Consider the following 17,194-nt stretch of genomic DNA (forward strand, 5'->3'; position numbering starts at 1 on the left):
TGCAGTGTAAAGGTTTCGCGCCTGCTGCGCCCCGTAGGGCCCGGAATCTTGTCTCAGATTCCGTCTCCGGGTTCTTGCTCTCACAACCCGTACCGATTATCGGCACGGTGGGCCGTTACCCCACCGTCTACCTAATCGGCCGCAGCCACATCCTATGGCGCCGGAGCGTTTCCGACTTCCCGCACTCCAACGCGGAAGCCGTATTGGGTATTAGCCTCAGTTTCCCGAGGTTGTCTCCATCCATAGGGCAGTTTGGCCACGTGTTACTGAGCTATTTGCCACGGGTCTGAGCCCGTGCGACTAGCATGGCTAAATCGGACTCCGATAGCAATGGCCTCCGGCAGGATCAACCGGAATGTCTCCTGGCCGAAGCCAGGAGGGTTAGGCGGGAACACACCCGAAATGGGTGTGAACTATCGAAGGTATAACACGTTCGACGACACACGGACCGACCGAGTGTCACCGAACTGCCAGAGCTAACATCAGATCCCATCTATACGGCGGACCGCAGGTGTGGAATCCTCATGTATCGCGGACCTAATTGTACACCGGGGAACCACATAAGGGCTTCGGTGTTTGGGTGGACCGCTGCCGGGCGATGTCGGCCCCGGACCAGCCGTGTCTGCATTGTTGCCGAGTGTTTTGGTGCGTTTAATTACACTGGATCAGTCCTGTCGAAATCGACGCACGAGAGGACTGTGCGTGTTCGCTCGAGTTCCCTTCGTGCATACGGGGGAACCAATGCAGACAGCCGGGCAGTGGTTCCGTCCCACCACCCCGACTTCGTATTTACTGCAATGTGGGTGTTTTACTTAAGCCCGTCGAACCGGAGGCGTTAGGGCAGGCGACTCCGTGGGAACAGCTCGCGCGCACTCGGCCTCATGTGAGTCAGTGTATGTATAGGGCTTCTGGCACGTGCTACGGAGCGGGTCTGTGAGAACTGTCGCGTGGGCGGAGGCCGGCCGGTCATCCCGCGCGTAGTGCGTTCGGTCTGGCCAGGTGGTTCCACGCAGTCAGCAGTTGTAGCGAAAACTGATGAGATTTGCGACTATATTCACGAACACGCGCCCGTCTGCGTATCGTAGGGAAACCACCCGTCGATGCCGCGTACTCAGATCTCCTCGAGGTGTTCGACACCCTGTTTCTCAACGTTACCCTTCGTGATTTCGTTGGGCATCCAATCCGGTTTGTCGTCTGGGGCGTCTTCCTCCCACGCCCATCCTTCGTAGATGTGCACTTTGTGCGTGCCCTTCTCGCGGAGCCGTAGCTCCGTTCGGTCTGCGACGGACTCACTGCCGGCCGGGTCAAGCCGTCGGGCCGCCTTCAGTGCTGCCTGTCTGGGTGTGCCACCGGAGAAGACGCTAGACTCGTCTCCGTTCGACTCTCGAAGCGCGAAGTTACGCTTATCTTGGTCACGTGCCATGGTTTTCGCCTCTCCGTGTCAATTCAGCACATGACCCATTATAAATATATCCCCGCATCCCCCCGCCGTCTGGCGGTGAATTTATATACTATTCGATAAACCGGTCGGTAGTTTACACCGAAACCCACCGATACCGGACGGACTTCTCCCGCCCCGACGCGCGGGCGCGGTCGAGTGCGTCGTTGTTTCGACATCCTGACACTACCACGTCCCCCTGCTGCGACAGCTCTCGCACGGTAAGCTTAAGTAACTCCTGCGGCGAACCACGATACACGATAGCGCGATGGTGCGAAAAAAGAAGCTGAGTCCAAGTGGCGCCAAAGACGAGGATGGCGAGTACCACAACGTACACATCAACTTACACGAAGACGAGTTGGCGGTCGCCGGTATGGAGATCGGCGACGAAGTGTTCGTTCGAGTACGGGACAACAAGATCATCATCCAAGAGGCCGACCCGGAGGACGTTGAACACGAGTTTTGACTATCGAAACGTACTGGACCATCGCCGACTAAGCACCTACGAGGAGAGAGTGTGATATACGAACTCGCGAAGCCACTATTGTTCAGGCTCCCCCCCGAGACTGCACACCGGAGTGTCCACAGCCTGCTCGAGGTCGTCGACGAGACGCCTGTCGCCGATGTTATGAGCCGATATTACACCGTCGAGGACGACCGCCTGGCTGTCGAGGCGTTCGAACAGACCTTCCCCAATCCCGTCGGTGTCGCAGCGGGTTTCGACAAAAACGCCGAGATTCCCGGCGCACTCGCCGCGCTGGGCTTTGGGTTCGTAGAAGTCGGCGGCGTCACGGCCGCCCCGCAGGACGGGAACTCCCGGCCCCGGATGTTCCGCCTCCGCGAGGACGAGGGTCTCGTCAACCGGATGGGACTGAACAACCACGGCGCGACGGTCGTCGGCGACCGACTGGCGGCCACCGACGCCCCGGTTCCCGTCGGGGTCAACGTCGCCAAATCCGAACACGTCGCCCCGGACGACGCCCCGGCCGATTACCAGGAGACGTACGAACAGGTGGCCGAAGGGGGCGATTTCTTCGTCGTCAACGTTTCCTGCCCAAACTCACAGGGGTTCGCGGAGCTCCAGAACCGCGAGTCGATGAAGGCCATCCTCGGCGAACTCCAGGACGCAGGTGCCACACCCCTGCTCGTGAAGCTCTCACCGGACCTGCCCGAACCGGCGGCCGAGGACGCGCTCGAGTTGGTCACGGAACTGGATCTCGACGGCGTCGTCGCCACGAACACGACGACGGACAGACCGGCCTCGTTACGTAGCCCGGAGCGCACCGAAGCGGGCGGTCTCTCCGGGAAGCCAATCGAGCACCAGGCTACAGAGATGGTTCGGTTCGTCGCCGAGCGGACCGAGGCCCCGGTGGTCGGTGTGGGCGGCGTGGCGACCGCCGAAGACGCTTACCGGAAGATTCGCGCGGGCGCGAGCGTCGTTCAGTTGTACACCGGTCTGGTCTACCGGGGGCCAGGGGTCGCCCGCGACATCAACCGCGGCCTGCTCGACCTGCTCGAACGGGACGGGTTCGACTCGGTCCGGGAGGCTGTCGGCGCGGACCTCGACTGAAATCCGTATCGGCCACAGTGCTTGTCGGCACGGTTGACGGGTCGTTCGGCTTCGGACGGTCGGTGGCCCGAGAGCCGGTCGGGCTGACCGCCCTGCTCGCGGGTCCGGAGTCCTGGCGCTGTTCGTCGGCGAGAGTCTCGACGGTGCCCGGAGCGTGTCGACCGTCGCCGGTTGGGCCAGTATCAGGCGAGATAATACGGGATGGGATTTATACTCCACGGCAGGTTCGTCTCGGTACATGCCCTGGCGGGTGACGCCGTACGCGCTCCTGTTGGTGTTGTCGACGCTGCTCGGGGTTGCGGTCACGGCCACCGTTTGGCGAGAGCGACCAAAGAGCGGTTCGACGTGGCTCTCGCTGGCGTCGTTCGCGATTACGCTCTGGGCAGCCGGCCAGGTAATCGTCGTCTCAACGACGGCCGTAGAGATGCGGCTGCTGGGCAACCGCGTCACCATGGCGGGAGCGATCGCCATCCCGTCGCTGTTCCTATTTTTTACACTCGCGTACACGGGTCGCTCCGACGAGACCAGCGGGGTGTTGAAACGACTGGCCGTCCTCGAACCGGCCGTCGTCATCGCGTTAGTGTTGGTCGGTCACGAACTCGTCTCGCCGGAGGTAACACTCGCAATCGGTCGGGGCGACGCGTTCGGTGCCTTCGGCTACGACCTCATGACGGTCCACTACGCGTTCGGGAACGCTCTCCTGTTCGTCAACGAGTACCTCCTCTACAAGATGTTCCTTCGCTCGCGCAACGTCTTTCGTAAACGCACTTTCTTTCTGCTCGCCCTGCTCGTCGTGTTGCACGCCACGCACCTCGTAACCGTCCTCGGCGTGAGTCCGACGCCGTACTACACGCTCACCCCGCTCGGGTTCCTGTTGTTCGGCACCCTCTCCCTGCTGGTGACGGTCAGCTACCGGACGCTCTCCTTCCTGCCACTCGACCGTCTTCTGGCAGTTTTCAGCAACCATTCGGAGAGCCTCACACCGCTGGCGCGGGACCGTGCCATCGAGGAAATGGCGACCGGCTTCCTCGTAGTCGACCACGGGGGCCGCATCGTCGACACCAATCCACTGGGCAAGCGGATGCTCGGTCGGACCGACAGCCGCATCGTCGGGAAAGAAATCAAGGGGGTGTTACCGACAGAGTTGTTCGTCGACGGGCCGCCCGAGTTCATGACCACCGGCTCCGGCGAGGTGGTAGACGGCGAGTACACCGGGCTCTGGGTCGACCCCGCCGACAACGAGCCCCGCTGCTTCGACGTCCTCGTGAGCAGCCTCACCGAGGACGGAGAGCCACAGGGGTACGTCGCGCTGATCCACGACGTGACCGAACGCGAACGGCGCAAAGAGAAGCTCGAACAACGCACTGCCGAACTCGAACGGCAGAACGAACAGCTCGACAACTTCGCTGGTATCGTCTCCCACGACCTCCGCAACCCGATGAGCGTCATCAGCGGTCGACTCCAGTTGATCGACGCTGGTGACGACCGGAGACACCTCGAGGAAGCCGAGAAGGCGCTGGACCGGATGGAAGCCATCGTCGACGACGTGTTGAAGTTCGCCCGCCTTGGCAAAACAGTCGACGACACCGAGCCACTCGACCTCACGGCGGTGGCCAAAGACGCCTGGGCGAACGTCGACACGGGAGACGCCATCCTCCAGGCGGAGACCGACGCAGCCGTCGAGGCGTCCCGCAGCCGTCTCCTCCAGGTGTTCGAGAACCTCTTTCGCAACGCTGTCGAGCATGGCTCGACGGACGACGGGAACGCGCAAGGTTCCGGTGACGCCGTGGAACGCGGTTCCACGAGCGAACGGACGGAGCACGGTGACGCCGCCGAAGACGCCGGTCACGACGTGACCGTCACCGTCGGCGAGTTCGCAGAGGGTTTTTTCGTTGCCGACGACGGCCCCGGCATCGACCCCGAACACCGCCAGCAGGTCTTGAAACAAGGGTTCAGCTCGAACCCCGACGGCACCGGTTTCGGCCTCGCCATCGTCCACACCATCGTCGAAGCTCACGGCTGGGAGCTGAACATCACCGAGAGCAGTACAGGAGGCGCACGCTTCGATTTTACAGGCTGTTGAGGCGAATGCCACGGGGTCTGACGGAAATCGGAGATTTCCGTGATGACGAGAGACGAAGTCTCTCGAACCACTTGACCCCGAGGCGGTTCACCGGCGACGTCTACGCCAGGGAGCGTAACGTCCACCCGAAACCGAGCGAGCAGTGACGCCGGCCGCGATGCATCTAGGTCGAACTGCGACCAGCTTTGTTCGGTGACTCACTCCGGTCGTCACCCCTCGTCGAAAAAACTGGGAGAAAGCCCCTCTCGCTTCGCCCGCGGTTTCTATCGGAGCGCATCCAAGTCGAACTCGAACGCCGCCACCGGCAGTTCGATGTCATGTTCGACGATGACCGCAGGGTGGACCTCGCCGACGACGCCGACTGCCTCGCCGTCGACGACGACGCTCGCGGTTCGACCGGAGACGAACGTCGGGTGTTCCGTGGCGGGCGTCTCGAGGTGCTTGTCGAACGCGTCCACCAAGGCCCGGAGCGCGGCCTTCACGTCCTCATAGGACGCGCCGGCGTGACAGAGGGCCGCGGCGACGGTCCGGCGCTCCGCGACGTTCGTGTTCGCCGATTCGTCGACGTGAGCGGCGAAGCCGACCTCCGCGAGGTCCTGGGGGTACCCGCGGTGTGTGTTGTTCTCCAGAACCATCATGATCGAAGGGAGCGCCCACGAGCGCACCATCGTGAACTCCTCGCTGTAGGGCTGTTCGATGGTAACGGCCTCGCCACCACCCAGGACGTCACCGCCCTGTACACGGTTTGCACCGTCCGCTCGGTCATCGGAACCGGCGTCCGGTGGCGCGAGGTTCAGTCGCTCGTAGTTCTGTGTCTCGTCTATCAGGTGGAAGTTGAGCAGGTCTTCAAAGCCCTGCCCGACCAGTCGGTCGCGGACGGCGTCTTCCAGCCGAGAGCGCTCGTGTCGGCCGCCAACCGTCGACACGTCCGGGTAGCGCGGTTCGAGTTCGTTGAACCCGTACGCCCGACCCACGTCGTCGATCAGGTCGACCGGGTGGAGTACGTCGGTCCGGTATGGCGGCACCTTGACCCGGTAGGCCGCCGCCCCGTCGTCGGTTTCGGTCGACTCGGCGTCCATCCCCGAGCGTTCGATCAGGTCGACCACGTCCCGCTCGTCCAGTTCGACGCCGAGCATCGTCTCGACGTCACCGTGCTCGACGGTTTTCATTTTGGTCACCAGGTCCGGCCGAAGCAGTTCGCTGCCGGCCTCGGGCGTCACGGGCGCGTCCTCGGTGTACTCGACGCGGACCTCCTCGACTTTCCCGCCCCGAGCGTCCAGCGCGTAGCAGACGATGTTCAACATCTTGTCGACCGTCCACTGGTCGGTGCCGGTCATTTCGATGAACAGGTCCCGGGAGTCGGCCGTGACCTCCGTCCGGCGACCGTTGACCACTGGCGGGAACGAGAACAGCCCGATTTCGTCGTAGATCGCCGGCATCGAGGCGTAGTCGGCCACGAGTTCGGCGTACTCCTGGCCGATGTGGTGAACGTCGAGCACTTCCCGCAACGTCAGCTCCTGGTCGCCTTCGAGCGGCACCATCGTCTCCTCGTCTGCATCGGCACCGGTGTAGGTGACCGATTTCTGCCGGTCGTCGTCCTCGCGCAGCGTTTCGCCTTTCAGCATGGTCAAATCGTGGACGCCGATGGCACCCTTCGCACGCTGACGGCCCATCGTCGCGTGGAGCTTCTCCTGGACCTGGATCAGCGATTCGAGCGCGGCGTCGTCCATGTCCAGTCCGCGAACGACCGCCCCCGTCACGTAGGGGCGGTCCTCCGGCACGTCCTCGACGCGGACCGTCCACTCGGCGCTGTTCGTCCCCGGGAGGTACACCCCGCGGTCGTCGCCGTAGTGGTAGCGCAGCGAGCGGGCGACGCCCTCGACGGAGAGTCTGTCGAGTCGGTCTGGCGCGAACTCCAGTTCGAACTCCCCGTCGTCGGTCTCACCCTCGAACTCGAGGCCGAGACCGAACAGGTCCCGTTTCAGTTGCTCGTCGTCTCTGTCTTCGCGACCGGTCAGGTAGCGGAGTTCGTCGGGGTCGATTTCGACTGTGGGCATCAGCGAGCCACCTCCTCCTCGCGCAGGAACTCAAGATCGACCAGCGTGCCGTGCACGTCGCGGATGTCCTCGGCTCCGGTCGCAAGCATGAACAGGCGTTCGAGAGCCAGTCCCCACGCCATCACGTCGCAGTCGACGCCGAGCGGTTCCAGCATTTCGGGGCGAAAGAGGCCCGAATTGCCGATTTCGATCAGCTCGCCGGTCTCCGGATGGCGGCCAAACAGCTCGAAGCTCGGCTCTGTGTATGGGTTGTAGTGGGGCTTGAATTCGACGTCTGTGATACCGAACTGCTCGTAGAACTCGGTGAACGTCCCCATCAGGTCACGTACGGATAGATCCTCGGCCATCACCCACCCCTCGATCTGGAAGAACTCGAGCAGGTGGGTCGCGTCCAGCGTGTCGTTACGATAGGCCTTCTCGATGGAAAAAAAGCGCCGGGGCGGCTCCAGATCGCCCATCGCCTCGCCCGAGAGGTGCCGGGCGGTGAGCGAGGTGGTGTGGCCCCGCAGTGCCAGCGCCTTTGCGAAGTCCAGGTTCCACGGGGAGTGATAGCCCTCGCCGTCCGGCCCGACGCCCTCGCGGTGGGCGGCCTCGACGCGTTCCACGAGGTCCGCCGGAAGTTCGTCTATCGACCCGGGTTCGTCCAGCGCGAACCGGTCCCAGTGGTTACGTGCCGGGTGGTCCTGTGGCATGAACAGGCAGTCGTTGATCCAGAAGTCCGCGTCGACGTGTGGCCCCTGCATCTCCTGGAAGCCCATCCCCACGAGGACATCTTTCACGCGCTCGGCCATCTCCCGGAGGGCGTGCTTACGGCCGGGGACGACCCGCTCGGCGTCGGCCTCGACGTTGTAGTCGGCGAACTCCACCTCGTCCCACTCGCCGCTGGTGAGCATCTCCGAGGTGATCTGGCCCACCGTCTCGGCGGCCTCGACCCCTTCCATCAGGGCCGTGACGCCGTCCGCTGTCAGCGTCACCGACCTGATTACGGTTTCGGTCTGCTCGATCAGTCCGCGGTTGTCGAGGTCCTCCAGTGCCGTCTCGCGGGCGTACGCACCAGCACCCTCCGCGAGGGCGTCCAGCGCAGTCGCCTCGGCGTCGGCGTCAGGGTCGGCGCCGGGGTCGGCGGCGATTTCGCCGCTGTCCATCTCGCCGTATCCCTTCCGCGCGTAGTTCGACAGCGCGATGTCGACGACGTCGCCCTCCAGTTCGGACGCACCGATGACCTGTCCCATCTGTACCGACTCCTCGTCGGCCCCGGCCTCGACGGCGGCCTCGTACAGTCGGAGTTCCGGCAGACCGTCCTCGACGTACCGGCGGGCCTCGTCGGTCAGTTCCACGTCGCTCGTGGTGCGTTCGGTCAGTTCCAGCAGCCCCTCGCCGTCGAGTTCGAAGGCGGCCCGAGTGGCGGTCTCGGGTTTCAGCTCCGCTTCCTCGGCGATGCGGTCAATCGTTCGTTGCTCGTCTGCGCTCGCGGCCTCGAGGACCGCGACCTGTGCCTGTGGCAGTTTCATGCGTAGAGAGTCGTTGTTACTTACCGCGCGGGTCGGGCAGTTAACGGTTCTCACTCGCGGCGTGGGCCTCGTCGCCCGCACCCGGGACACGACCGGTGTCGTCCGCCCGGCGGGTTTCCGTTCCCCCACCCCGGGTTACGCGAAAAAAAAAGCAGAACCCTGCTCTCAAGATTCCCTAGCGCGCCCCCGACGGTCGGGTTCGGAAGTCACGTATAAATAATTGTGAACAGGGCGACAAAAACGCACCATTGTGGCGCACGAGCGCAAGAGCTATTGCGTCATCTATCTCCAGGTTCACATATGACCGATCGAGATTCGAATGGTCGGAATCGAGAGACCGTCGTCGACGTGTTGTCCGAGGCGGTCCCGCTCGCCGATCCGACACCGCTGGCCGACGCGGCCGTAGAACTCGAAGACGGGCTAGCGGAGTTCGGACTGGGACCGTTGGCCATCGAACGCGTCTTCGATGGAACCAGCGTCCCGGAACTCGGCGACCTCGGCGTGACGACGGGGACTCGTCCGAACGCGAGCATCGCAGAGGGGCAGGCCGACGCCGTCGTCGACGCCGGCGGCCAGGCCGTCGACGTGATGATCGAGGGCAGCGGCGACGCCGCGTCGGTGTTGGTCGACACCGGCGGTAACGTGGTCGAGGTCACGACCGAGGGCGGCGAGGTAGCTGCACAGGCGACCGCCGAACTGCTGGTGGCCGCGCTCGATGGCCTCTGAGGCCGCGGCGCAGTGCTGCGACGGCGGACCGCCTCAGTCGCCGCTCGTTGGCTTTCGCGGCGAGTCGAACTCGAAGTCCAGTTCGTCCAGTTTCGCTTCCCACTCCTCGCGTTTTGCCTGGTGGTCTTCGAGGAACTGTTCCATCAACTCGGCGGCCTGCTCTTTGCACCCGCCACAGAGCCGGTCACCGCCGACACACTCGTCGTACACTTCCTTGGCGAACTCGTCGTCGTCGCCCGACAGCAGGTAGGCGTACAGTTCGTACACCGGGCACTCGTCGGCCTTCCCGCCTTTTTTCCGCTGTTCCTCGGCGGTCTCCCGGCCGCCGGTCGTCGCCGACTTCACCTTGTCGTACCCCTCCTCGGGGTCGTCGAGTAAGCTGATGTGACTCGCCGGAATCGAGGAGGACATCTTCCCGCCGGTGAGGCCGGTCATGAACCGGTGGTAGATCGAGGACGGCGGCACGAACCCGTAGCCGCCGTTGTCGACTTCGATTTCACGGGCCAGTTCCTCGGCCGCGGCGTGGTCAAGGTCGAAGGCGTCGACGTGGGCGTCGTAGCGACGCTTCTCACCGTCGATAGCCTCGATCAGCGCGTCGAAGGCGGCGTCGGTAGCGTTGCGGTCGAGAAAGCGCACTCGCGGTCGAAGCGGTTCCTTGCCGGCGTTGTCGAGTTTCTCGACCGCCGAGTCGCGGGCCTCGGTCGCACTCGTCCCGTAGTCGGCCAGCCACTCGCCAGCCGCACCGCACCGAGGCCGGTCGGGGTCCTCGGCGAACTCCTCGCGGTGGTCGTACGCGATTCCGACCAGTTCCCGCTCGGTGTCGGTCAGCTCGAAACTGGCGAAGGCGTCAGTCACCTTGAAAAAGCGCATCCGCTCGGCCAGGTCCCGTGCGAACCGCATGTGCGGGTCCTGGTCAGGCCCGACCGGGATCACCGTCGGCTTGGGTTCGTCCAGTTGCGGGTAGAGGATGTCGGCCATCTGGGTGACCACCGATTCCATGTGTGACACGTCGGTCTCCCCGTCGAAGCCGTAGATAGCCTGGAACTCCGAGAAGTTCGCCTCGATTCCCAACTCGAAAGCTAGGTCCTGGACCTCGCGGTTGGTCGACTGGCGGTAGAGGTCGCCGTCCTCGGGGTCGAAGCCCAGCGCCAACAGGCTCAGAATGTAGTTTCGGGTGTGTTCGTCGATCGTCGCCCACGAAAGGCCACGTGCGCTGTGAGCCTCCAGGTCCGCGATCAGGGCGTAGGCGTCCCCGCCCTGTTTTTGATGCCAGACAATCTCGTCGAAGACCATCTTGTGGCCGATATGAGGGTCGCCGGTCGGCATGAACCCGGAGAGGGCCGCCCAAGGGTCGTCCTCACGCATGGCCCGGGCGACAGGCCGGTAGTCGCGGTGCCCGAAGATCACACCTCGGCGCATCAGGTAGTGGGGCCCAGGCACCTCCTCGAGGACTGCCTCGAACTGCTCGATGCCGAACTCCTCGAACAGTTTGCGGTAGTCAGAAACCGTCGAGGAACCCCACGGGTCCAGCGCCACGTCGTCGACGGTTCCACCGTCTGACAGTGGTTCGGTGGGCGTCCCATCCGCTGGCGGGTCGTCCGGAGTCGGTTCGTCTGCGTCGGTATCGGGTTCGCGTGTCATCTGTAGGTATCTCGTGTCTGTCTGTCAGGGCATCGAAAAGCGGAGTGAGCAACGCCACCGCGGCCGTCGTTATCGAGCGGCCAGGGTCGCGAGACTGTCCACTTCCGGAGGACTCCGCCAGCACCAGCGCCATCCGTCGGAAGCGGACATCTTAGCTAAAAGTAATCGCGAGCAGGTGTTTAATCGTTTCCGTTCACGGCGTCAGTCGCTCGGCCGAGAGCCACTCGATGTTCTCGCCGACGAGCGCGAACACCATCCGCTTGCGGACGCCGCCGGCCAGGCGCACATCAAGCGCCAGGTCTCGCGGCGCGAACGTGTGTCCGGCAGGCACTACCCGGACCAGCAACTCCGAGTGGCTGAGTTCCGACACCGACTCCACGTCGGCGTAGGTCCGGAAGTCCGCACCGAACTTGTAGCCGGTCTTGGGCACGACCCCGGCCTCCCGAAGCACGGTGTACACTCGGAGCCGTCGGTCGAACCGGTCGCCCTCCACGGTTCGTCCCCGCTCCAGCACCGCCTGCCCGTCGTCCCCGTCAGTCCCCAGCGTGAGCGTCCCGTGTCTGACGAGGTACGCGGCCTCTACCAGCGAGAGCTGGAGCGTCTCGACCGTCTCGCCGTCCCGGTCCAGCGGCTGGCCGTAGAACCCCCGCTCGTAGAGGTCCGCCGGCGGGTCCCAGACCAACACGCGGTCGTCGAGCAGAGAGCCCGGGACCGCAGCGGGCGCGTCGTGCGCCGTCGACCCCGTCGCGTCGGGTCGGTCGGTTTCGAGATACGTGATTTCGCTCTCCTCGTCGACGACCGCGAGTACCACGTCGCCGAGGTCGGCGGCCGACACCGTCGCGCGCTCGCTGACGACTCGCACCCGGTAGGCAACCTCGTCGTCCCACGGCCCTTTGCCGCGGGGGTAGACCACCAGATCGGCCGTTCCGTGGTCGCCGACCCAGTCGACGCCGGTCGGCGAGAGGTAGAAGCCCCGGTCCCGCAGGTCTTTGTAGACCAGAAAGTGCAGGTCGGGGCAGGTCGACGAGGCGAGGAACGCCCGGAAGCCCATATCGTCGACCGCGCCCAGATCGTCCCGGTAGAGCAGGTGTGCGGCCTCGACCGGTGCGAAACGCACCCCCTCGCCGTCGGGGTCGCCGTAGCCGCGAGCGTCGTGGAACTGCTCGCGAGCCTGGCGACCGGCCCGAACCACACCCGAAGACAGCGTCGCGTCCATATCGTTTCTGGCCCGCGCGTGAACAAATCACCCACGGTCTCGACGGCGCGGTCACGGCTGCTGAGCGGGCTCGGCGTCGGCTTCCGAACAGCCACTGTCCAGACACCGGTTTCCGTTCGGTGTCTCGAACACCGGCAGCCCGCAGTCACAGTCGTCGACGACCGTTCCGACGGGTATCCCCCAGCCGGTGTCACAGTCGGGGTAGTGTTCACAGCCGGCGAGCAGACCGCCCCGCCGGAGGACTCTGAGGTCACCGTTGCAGGCCGGACAGTCCCACTCGCGGTCGAAAGCGCCACAGACCGCTTCGCCCAGTGACTCGCAGTCCCGGTCGAGGCAAACCTCAAACGCGCGCCCACGACGAACACGCATCCGCGGGCACCCACAGTCGCAGTCGGCCGCTTCGGTCAGTATCGTCGCGTCCCGGGGGAACCCGTATGCCGTCCGGCAGTCGAGACAGGTCACCGTACCGTCGTCTCGGACGAGGCGGCCGCCGCAGTCCGGGCAGTCGCCGACCGGCATCCCGGCGGGAGCGGTGGGATAGCTGTCGTTTCCGTACGTCTCGTGGACCTCGACGCGGAGAAACTGGCCGCCGTCGGTGGCGGTGAGCACGCCGTCAACGAACGTTACGGTCTCTGCGCGAGTGAGCCACGCGACCGGCTGGTAGCCTTCGGCATCGTGGACCAGCACGGTCCCGTCCGGCTTGCTGACGACGACCACGTCACCACGGCGGCCGCTCGGCTCGGTCCCGTCGCGAATCGTACACTCGCCGGCCAGCACGCGGGTGTCGTCCTGCATACTGCGGGCTGGTCGGGGTCTGGTATAAAAACGTGCGGGAGCGTCGGTACGGGAGAGCTCGAAGTGGGGAGTGCCCGGCCCGGAAGGGTGGGAAAGTGCGTTGCGGAGTGGTGGGGGGTGGCTGTATCGGTTTTGACGTCAGCGAGGATTGGCGGCGGGCGGTGGGGGTGGGTGGGGGTCGTGGGGCAGGCGAGCTACGCGTCCACGCCGTCAGTCGCGGTTGTAGTCCCGGCCTAGAACCGCGCCGGCGATGTTCGCGACGACCAGCGACGCGAACAGCGGCAGGGATTCGCCGGCCAGTCCCAATATCATCATCGGGAACAAGACGAGTGGGAGGACGACCGCGCTCCAGAAGCCGAGACAACGCACCGGGACCAGGAGCTTACGGCCGGCATCTTTGCGGGCGGTCCAGTCTGCGAGACCGTCGAACGTGGAGGTCGATTGCGTGGACATTGTGGGTCTCCCTGCACTCACCAGTTGAACGGATACCTCCATATAAGCGGTCGACGCTTGCCGGGAATTCGTCTTGTTTTTCAGAGTTTGCCGTTCTTCGGTGACGTTTTACTCGCCGACCGTCTCAGTTCGGACGGTCCTCTGACGTTTTAGAACGTGTCGAGAGATATTTAGAACTTTTATCAGCGGTTTTGCACTGGTTTCCGGATATCAGGTCACTCGATGTGGACCGTCCGGGAGTCCGAGACCGGTGCGAGCGGCAGGTCCGGGAAATACACCTCGGCGGTGTAGGTCAGCGTGTCGGCGTCGCCGCCGAAGACGCCGACCGGGAGCGTCGTCGTGCCGAGGTAGCCGCCGGTCGTGGTCATCTCGTGGCCGTTGACCGTGACGCGGACGCCCGCCCGGGCACCGTCGCCCTGGTTGGTGACCGTCACCTCACACATCTGGTTGCCGCCGCGGTCGATGGCATCGGGGAACTCCCCCCAGTCGAACCGGAGGGCGGGAAGCGACCGTGCGCTCCCGACGACCTGCTTCGCGACACCCTCGGAGAGGCCGGCGTCGACGAGGGCTGACACACCCGCCTCGCGGACGTCTGCTGGAGACCGGAGCCCTGTCGTGGCCAGGCGGGAGGCGCGGCCGGAGCTGACGCCGTCCAGCGCCGTCAGCCCGACGGCGTCTTCGCTGACGCCGTGTTCGATGCGGGCCTCGACGCGCGCGGCGAGGTTGGCCGCCGCGGCCGTCCCCAGCTGGTCGAGGAACGCGCGGAGTGCGGCGAGCAGGCGCAGAGCGTTCTGGCGAATTACCCACGCGTCACTCCGAAGTTCCGCGGGCGTCGCCGAGTCCATACTCGAATCCAGAATCGCGAGCACCTTCCGCGGCCCAGGGTCGAGGTCTCGCGCGCGGTCGCCCAGCACGGCGCGTACGGCATCGCGTTCGTCCTTGCGGGCGCTTGCGCTGTCGAACTCCGCGGCCGTCGCGACCGCTCGCAAAACGTCGTCTACGGTGAGCGCGGTCGCGGTCCCATCGCCGCCCTCGGCCCGACCCGCCAAGTCGGCGAACTCCCGGGCGGTGTCCAGGCGGAGGTAGAATTTCGAGGCCAGTCGCCCCAGCCGCGTCGGCGAGAGCGACAGCCCGTCGCGTTCGACGAACCCATGGTCGACCAGTTTCTCCAGCGTGTCGCTGACGCGGTCTCGCAGCTGGCCGTCCGAGTCGTACCGGTCCGGGGCCGACCGCGCCCGCACGGCGTAGAACGTCGTCTCGATCCAGTCCAGCACGTCGTCGATGTCCTGTATCGTGCCGAGGACGACCTCGGCGTTGAGGTGGGCGTCCAGGTCGGTCGCCAGCCGCGACTCGATCTCTTTGCCGTCCCGGAGCAACTGTCGGTACTTCTCGGCGTCCGAGTGGTCGCAGACGACCCAGGCGTAGCCCTGGTCGTCGTAGCCCGGCCGGCCGGCCCGGCCGAGCATCTGGAGGACGTCCAGCGGACTCATGTCTACCTCGCCTTCGAGGGGGTCGTGGAGCTTCGTGTCTCGGATGACGACACAGCGGGCGGGGAGGTTGACCCCCCACGCGAGCGTCGAGGTCGAAAAGAGCAGGCCGAGCGTCCCCTCGCGGAACCACCGCTCAACCAGGTTCTTGTCGTCCTTCGAGAGCCCGGCGTGGTGAAAGCCCACGCCGTCCAGGACGGACTTCCGGAGCGTCTCGTTCTGTATCTGTTCGGCCTCCTGATGGAAGTCGTAGTCGCCACGGGCACTCATCGGCACGTCCCGCTCGGCCAGTTCGTCGCGGGTCTTCTTTGCGGCCTGGACGGTGTCCTGCCGGGAGGAGACGAACACCAGCCCCTGGCCGTCGTCGCGGAGGTGGGGTTCCACCAAGTCCAGCGTCCGGTAGAGCCGGCGGTACTTGTCGGCGAAGGCGTTCTCGCCGTGAGTGTAGGTCTTGACGCCAGCTTCGAGCGGCACGGGGCGGTACTCCTCGCCGAAGGCGAAGGTAGTCTCTGCGGGGGCATCGAGCCACTCGGCCACGTCGTCGACGTTGGGCATCGTCGCCGAGAGCGCGACGATGCGGGGGTCACAGAGCCGCCGGAGCCGTGAAATCGTGACCTCGAGCACCGATCCGCGCCGGTCCGAGTCGAGCAGGTGGACCTCGTCGATGATGCAGCAGTCCACATCGGTGACGAAGCCGTAGCGAGGCGAGTCGTGTTTCCGGGTGGCTGAATCGGCCTTCTCGGGTGTCATCACGAGGATGTCGGCCCGCTCGGCCCGGCGGGGGTTCAGGTCGCGCTCGCCGGTGACGACGTACACCGAGTAGCCCAGGTCCTCGAAGCGCTCCCACTCGCTTTCCTTCTCGTTGGTGAGCGCCCGCAGGGGAGCGAGAAAGAGGGCGGTGCCGCCCGCGTCGAGGGCCCGGCAGATGGCGACCTCGGCGAGGGCGGTCTTGCCGCTGGCGGTCGGTGCGCTGACGACGACGTTCTCCTCGGAGTCGAGCAGTGCGGGCAGGGCATCGCGCTGCATCGGATTGAACGACTCGAAGGGGAAGGCGTCGGCGTAGTCGGCCAGAGCGTCGGCGTATTCGGCCAGAACCTCGGCGACCTCCATCACGACGTACGCAGGCGTGGCCCGTCAAAGGGGTTTCCCATTCACCATCGGTACCTATTCGACCCGTGCCACACACCCAAGGCGTGTGAGCGACCGCGCCGATGGCCCCATCGCGTCGACGTGCTCCGGTACAGCGACACGAACCAGGCGCCCCACCGTGCCGTCGGGGCCGGCTACGGCGAGCAGGTGGTCGCGGCGCTCTACCGGCGACGGCAGACAGACGCGGACGCGACGGTCCCCACAGTGGTCGACCGGAACGTGCAGGCCCACCGCGAGGCAGAAACCGACGAGGTACACACGCGGGACGTGACGGTCCGCCGGGACTGACGACCAGACGGTTTTTCACCTGGCGGGCCCGACCGTGTGGTAATGAGTCGCGCCCGCAAGCCCGACTGGCTGAAGATGGCGCCCCCGTCGGGCGAGCGGTTCACCGACATCAAGGAGACTCTGCGCGAGCACGACCTCAACACCGTCTGTGAGGAGGCCAACTGCCCGAATCTCGGGGAGTGCTGGAGCGGCCGGGACGGCCCGGGCACCGCGACGTTCATGCTCATGGGCGAGCGCTGTTCGCGGGGCTGTAACTTCTGTGACGTGCAAACGGGGGGACTGGAGCCGCTGGACCCCGAGGAACCCGCACAGGTCGCCGACGCCGTCGCCGAGATCGGACTGGACTACGTCGTTCTCACCAGCGTCGACCGCGACGACCTGCCCGACCAGGGCGCGGGCCACTTCGCCGAGACGATCCGCGCGATCAAAGAGCGCCACCCCGGGGTTCTGGTGGAGTGTCTGATTCCCGACTTCCAGGGCGACCCCGACCTCGTCCGGCAGATCGTCGACGCCGAACCGGACGTGATCGCCCACAACGTCGAAACGGTGGACCGCCTGCAGTGGCCCGTCCGCGACCGGAGAGCGGGCTACGAGCAGTCGCTGTCGGTCCTCCGGCAGGTGGATCGGGAGTCGGACATCTACACCAAGACCAGCCTCATGCTCGGCGTCGGCGAGTACGACCACGAGATCTACCAGACCCTGCGGGACCTCAAGACGGTGGGCGTCGACGTGGTGACGCTGGGCCAGTACCTCCAGCCCTCCCGCTCGCACCTGGAAGTC

General features: G+C 65.2%; 14 protein-coding genes and 1 rRNA gene. 6 read left to right on the forward strand and 9 right to left on the reverse strand.

What is annotated here, in order from left to right; genetic code table 11:
• Both Q0964_RS13330 and Q0964_RS13335 read right to left on the reverse strand, forming a co-directional pair.
• Positions 1 to 357 (reverse strand): 16S ribosomal RNA (locus Q0964_RS13330); the annotation flags it as partial.
• A 754-nt stretch (positions 358 to 1,111) separates the two neighbouring features.
• Positions 1,112 to 1,423, reverse strand: coding sequence for a non-histone chromosomal MC1 family protein (locus Q0964_RS13335; protein ID WP_299268466.1), 312 nt, complete (start codon positions 1,421 to 1,423; stop codon positions 1,112 to 1,114).
• A 283-nt stretch (positions 1,424 to 1,706) separates the two neighbouring features.
• Between Q0964_RS13335 and Q0964_RS13340 the strand changes: the two genes are divergently transcribed.
• From Q0964_RS13340 to Q0964_RS13350, 3 genes are all read left to right on the forward strand, one after another.
• Positions 1,707 to 1,904 (forward strand): hypothetical protein, encoded by a 198-nt coding sequence (locus tag Q0964_RS13340; protein ID WP_299268468.1) that lies wholly within the window; start codon positions 1,707 to 1,709, stop codon positions 1,902 to 1,904.
• A gap of 51 nt (positions 1,905 to 1,955) precedes the next feature.
• Entirely contained in the window at positions 1,956 to 3,008 is a 1,053-nt protein-coding gene (locus Q0964_RS13345) for a quinone-dependent dihydroorotate dehydrogenase (RefSeq protein ID WP_299268470.1), read from the forward strand.
• 238 nt (positions 3,009 to 3,246) lie between these two features.
• The gene (locus Q0964_RS13350; protein ID WP_299268472.1) at positions 3,247 to 5,091 is read left to right on the forward strand and encodes a histidine kinase N-terminal 7TM domain-containing protein; all 1,845 of its coding nucleotides are present in this window, start codon (positions 3,247 to 3,249) and stop codon (positions 5,089 to 5,091) included.
• 263 nt (positions 5,092 to 5,354) lie between these two features.
• On the opposite strand, the gene pheT is transcribed toward Q0964_RS13350, so the two are convergent.
• Positions 5,355 to 7,148, reverse strand: coding sequence for a phenylalanine--tRNA ligase subunit beta (gene pheT, locus Q0964_RS13355; RefSeq protein WP_299268475.1), 1,794 nt, complete (start codon positions 7,146 to 7,148; stop codon positions 5,355 to 5,357).
• The gene (pheS, locus tag Q0964_RS13360; protein WP_299268478.1) at positions 7,148 to 8,659 is read right to left on the reverse strand and encodes a phenylalanine--tRNA ligase subunit alpha; all 1,512 of its coding nucleotides are present in this window, start codon (positions 8,657 to 8,659) and stop codon (positions 7,148 to 7,150) included. Before pheS ends, pheT begins: the two co-directional genes overlap by 1 nt.
• A gap of 300 nt (positions 8,660 to 8,959) precedes the next feature.
• Here pheS and Q0964_RS13365 point away from each other — a divergent pair, with 300 nt between their 5' ends.
• Entirely contained in the window at positions 8,960 to 9,385 is a 426-nt protein-coding gene (locus Q0964_RS13365) for a hypothetical protein (protein WP_299268480.1), read from the forward strand.
• A 33-nt stretch (positions 9,386 to 9,418) separates the two neighbouring features.
• Here the strand turns inward: Q0964_RS13365 and Q0964_RS13370 are convergent, their stop codons facing one another.
• The 5 genes from Q0964_RS13370 to Q0964_RS13390 all read right to left on the reverse strand — a co-directional run bounded on the left by Q0964_RS13370 (position 9,419) and on the right by Q0964_RS13390 (position 16,087).
• On the reverse strand, positions 9,419 to 11,026 hold the full coding sequence (locus tag Q0964_RS13370) for a tryptophan--tRNA ligase (RefSeq protein ID WP_299268482.1): 1,608 nt from the start codon (positions 11,024 to 11,026) through the stop codon (positions 9,419 to 9,421).
• Between the two features lie 193 nt (positions 11,027 to 11,219).
• A complete protein-coding gene (gene endA / locus Q0964_RS13375; RefSeq protein ID WP_299268484.1) occupies positions 11,220 to 12,242 on the reverse strand; it encodes a tRNA-intron lyase in 1,023 nt (340 codons plus the stop codon).
• 51 nt (positions 12,243 to 12,293) lie between these two features.
• Entirely contained in the window at positions 12,294 to 13,037 is a 744-nt protein-coding gene (locus Q0964_RS13380; protein ID WP_299268486.1) for a topoisomerase DNA-binding C4 zinc finger domain-containing protein, read from the reverse strand.
• Between the two features lie 210 nt (positions 13,038 to 13,247).
• On the reverse strand, positions 13,248 to 13,490 hold the full coding sequence (locus tag Q0964_RS13385; RefSeq protein WP_299268488.1) for a DUF8028 family protein: 243 nt from the start codon (positions 13,488 to 13,490) through the stop codon (positions 13,248 to 13,250).
• A gap of 215 nt (positions 13,491 to 13,705) precedes the next feature.
• Positions 13,706 to 16,087, reverse strand: a complete 2,382-nt coding sequence (locus Q0964_RS13390; RefSeq protein WP_299268490.1) for a DEAD/DEAH box helicase — start codon at positions 16,085 to 16,087, stop codon at positions 13,706 to 13,708.
• Between the two features lie 120 nt (positions 16,088 to 16,207).
• Between Q0964_RS13390 and Q0964_RS13395 the strand changes: the two genes are divergently transcribed.
• Together Q0964_RS13395 and lipA are read left to right on the forward strand one after the other, a co-directional pair.
• Positions 16,208 to 16,414 (forward strand): hypothetical protein, encoded by a 207-nt coding sequence (locus Q0964_RS13395; RefSeq protein WP_299268492.1) that lies wholly within the window; start codon positions 16,208 to 16,210, stop codon positions 16,412 to 16,414.
• 42 nt (positions 16,415 to 16,456) lie between these two features.
• On the forward strand, positions 16,457 to 17,194 hold a 738-nt coding region (lipA, locus tag Q0964_RS13400), incomplete at its 3' end, for a lipoyl synthase (RefSeq protein WP_299268494.1).

This window comes from Halorientalis sp., assembly GCF_028275115.1.
Taxonomy (GTDB): Archaea; Halobacteriota; Halobacteria; order Halobacteriales; family Haloarculaceae; genus Halorientalis.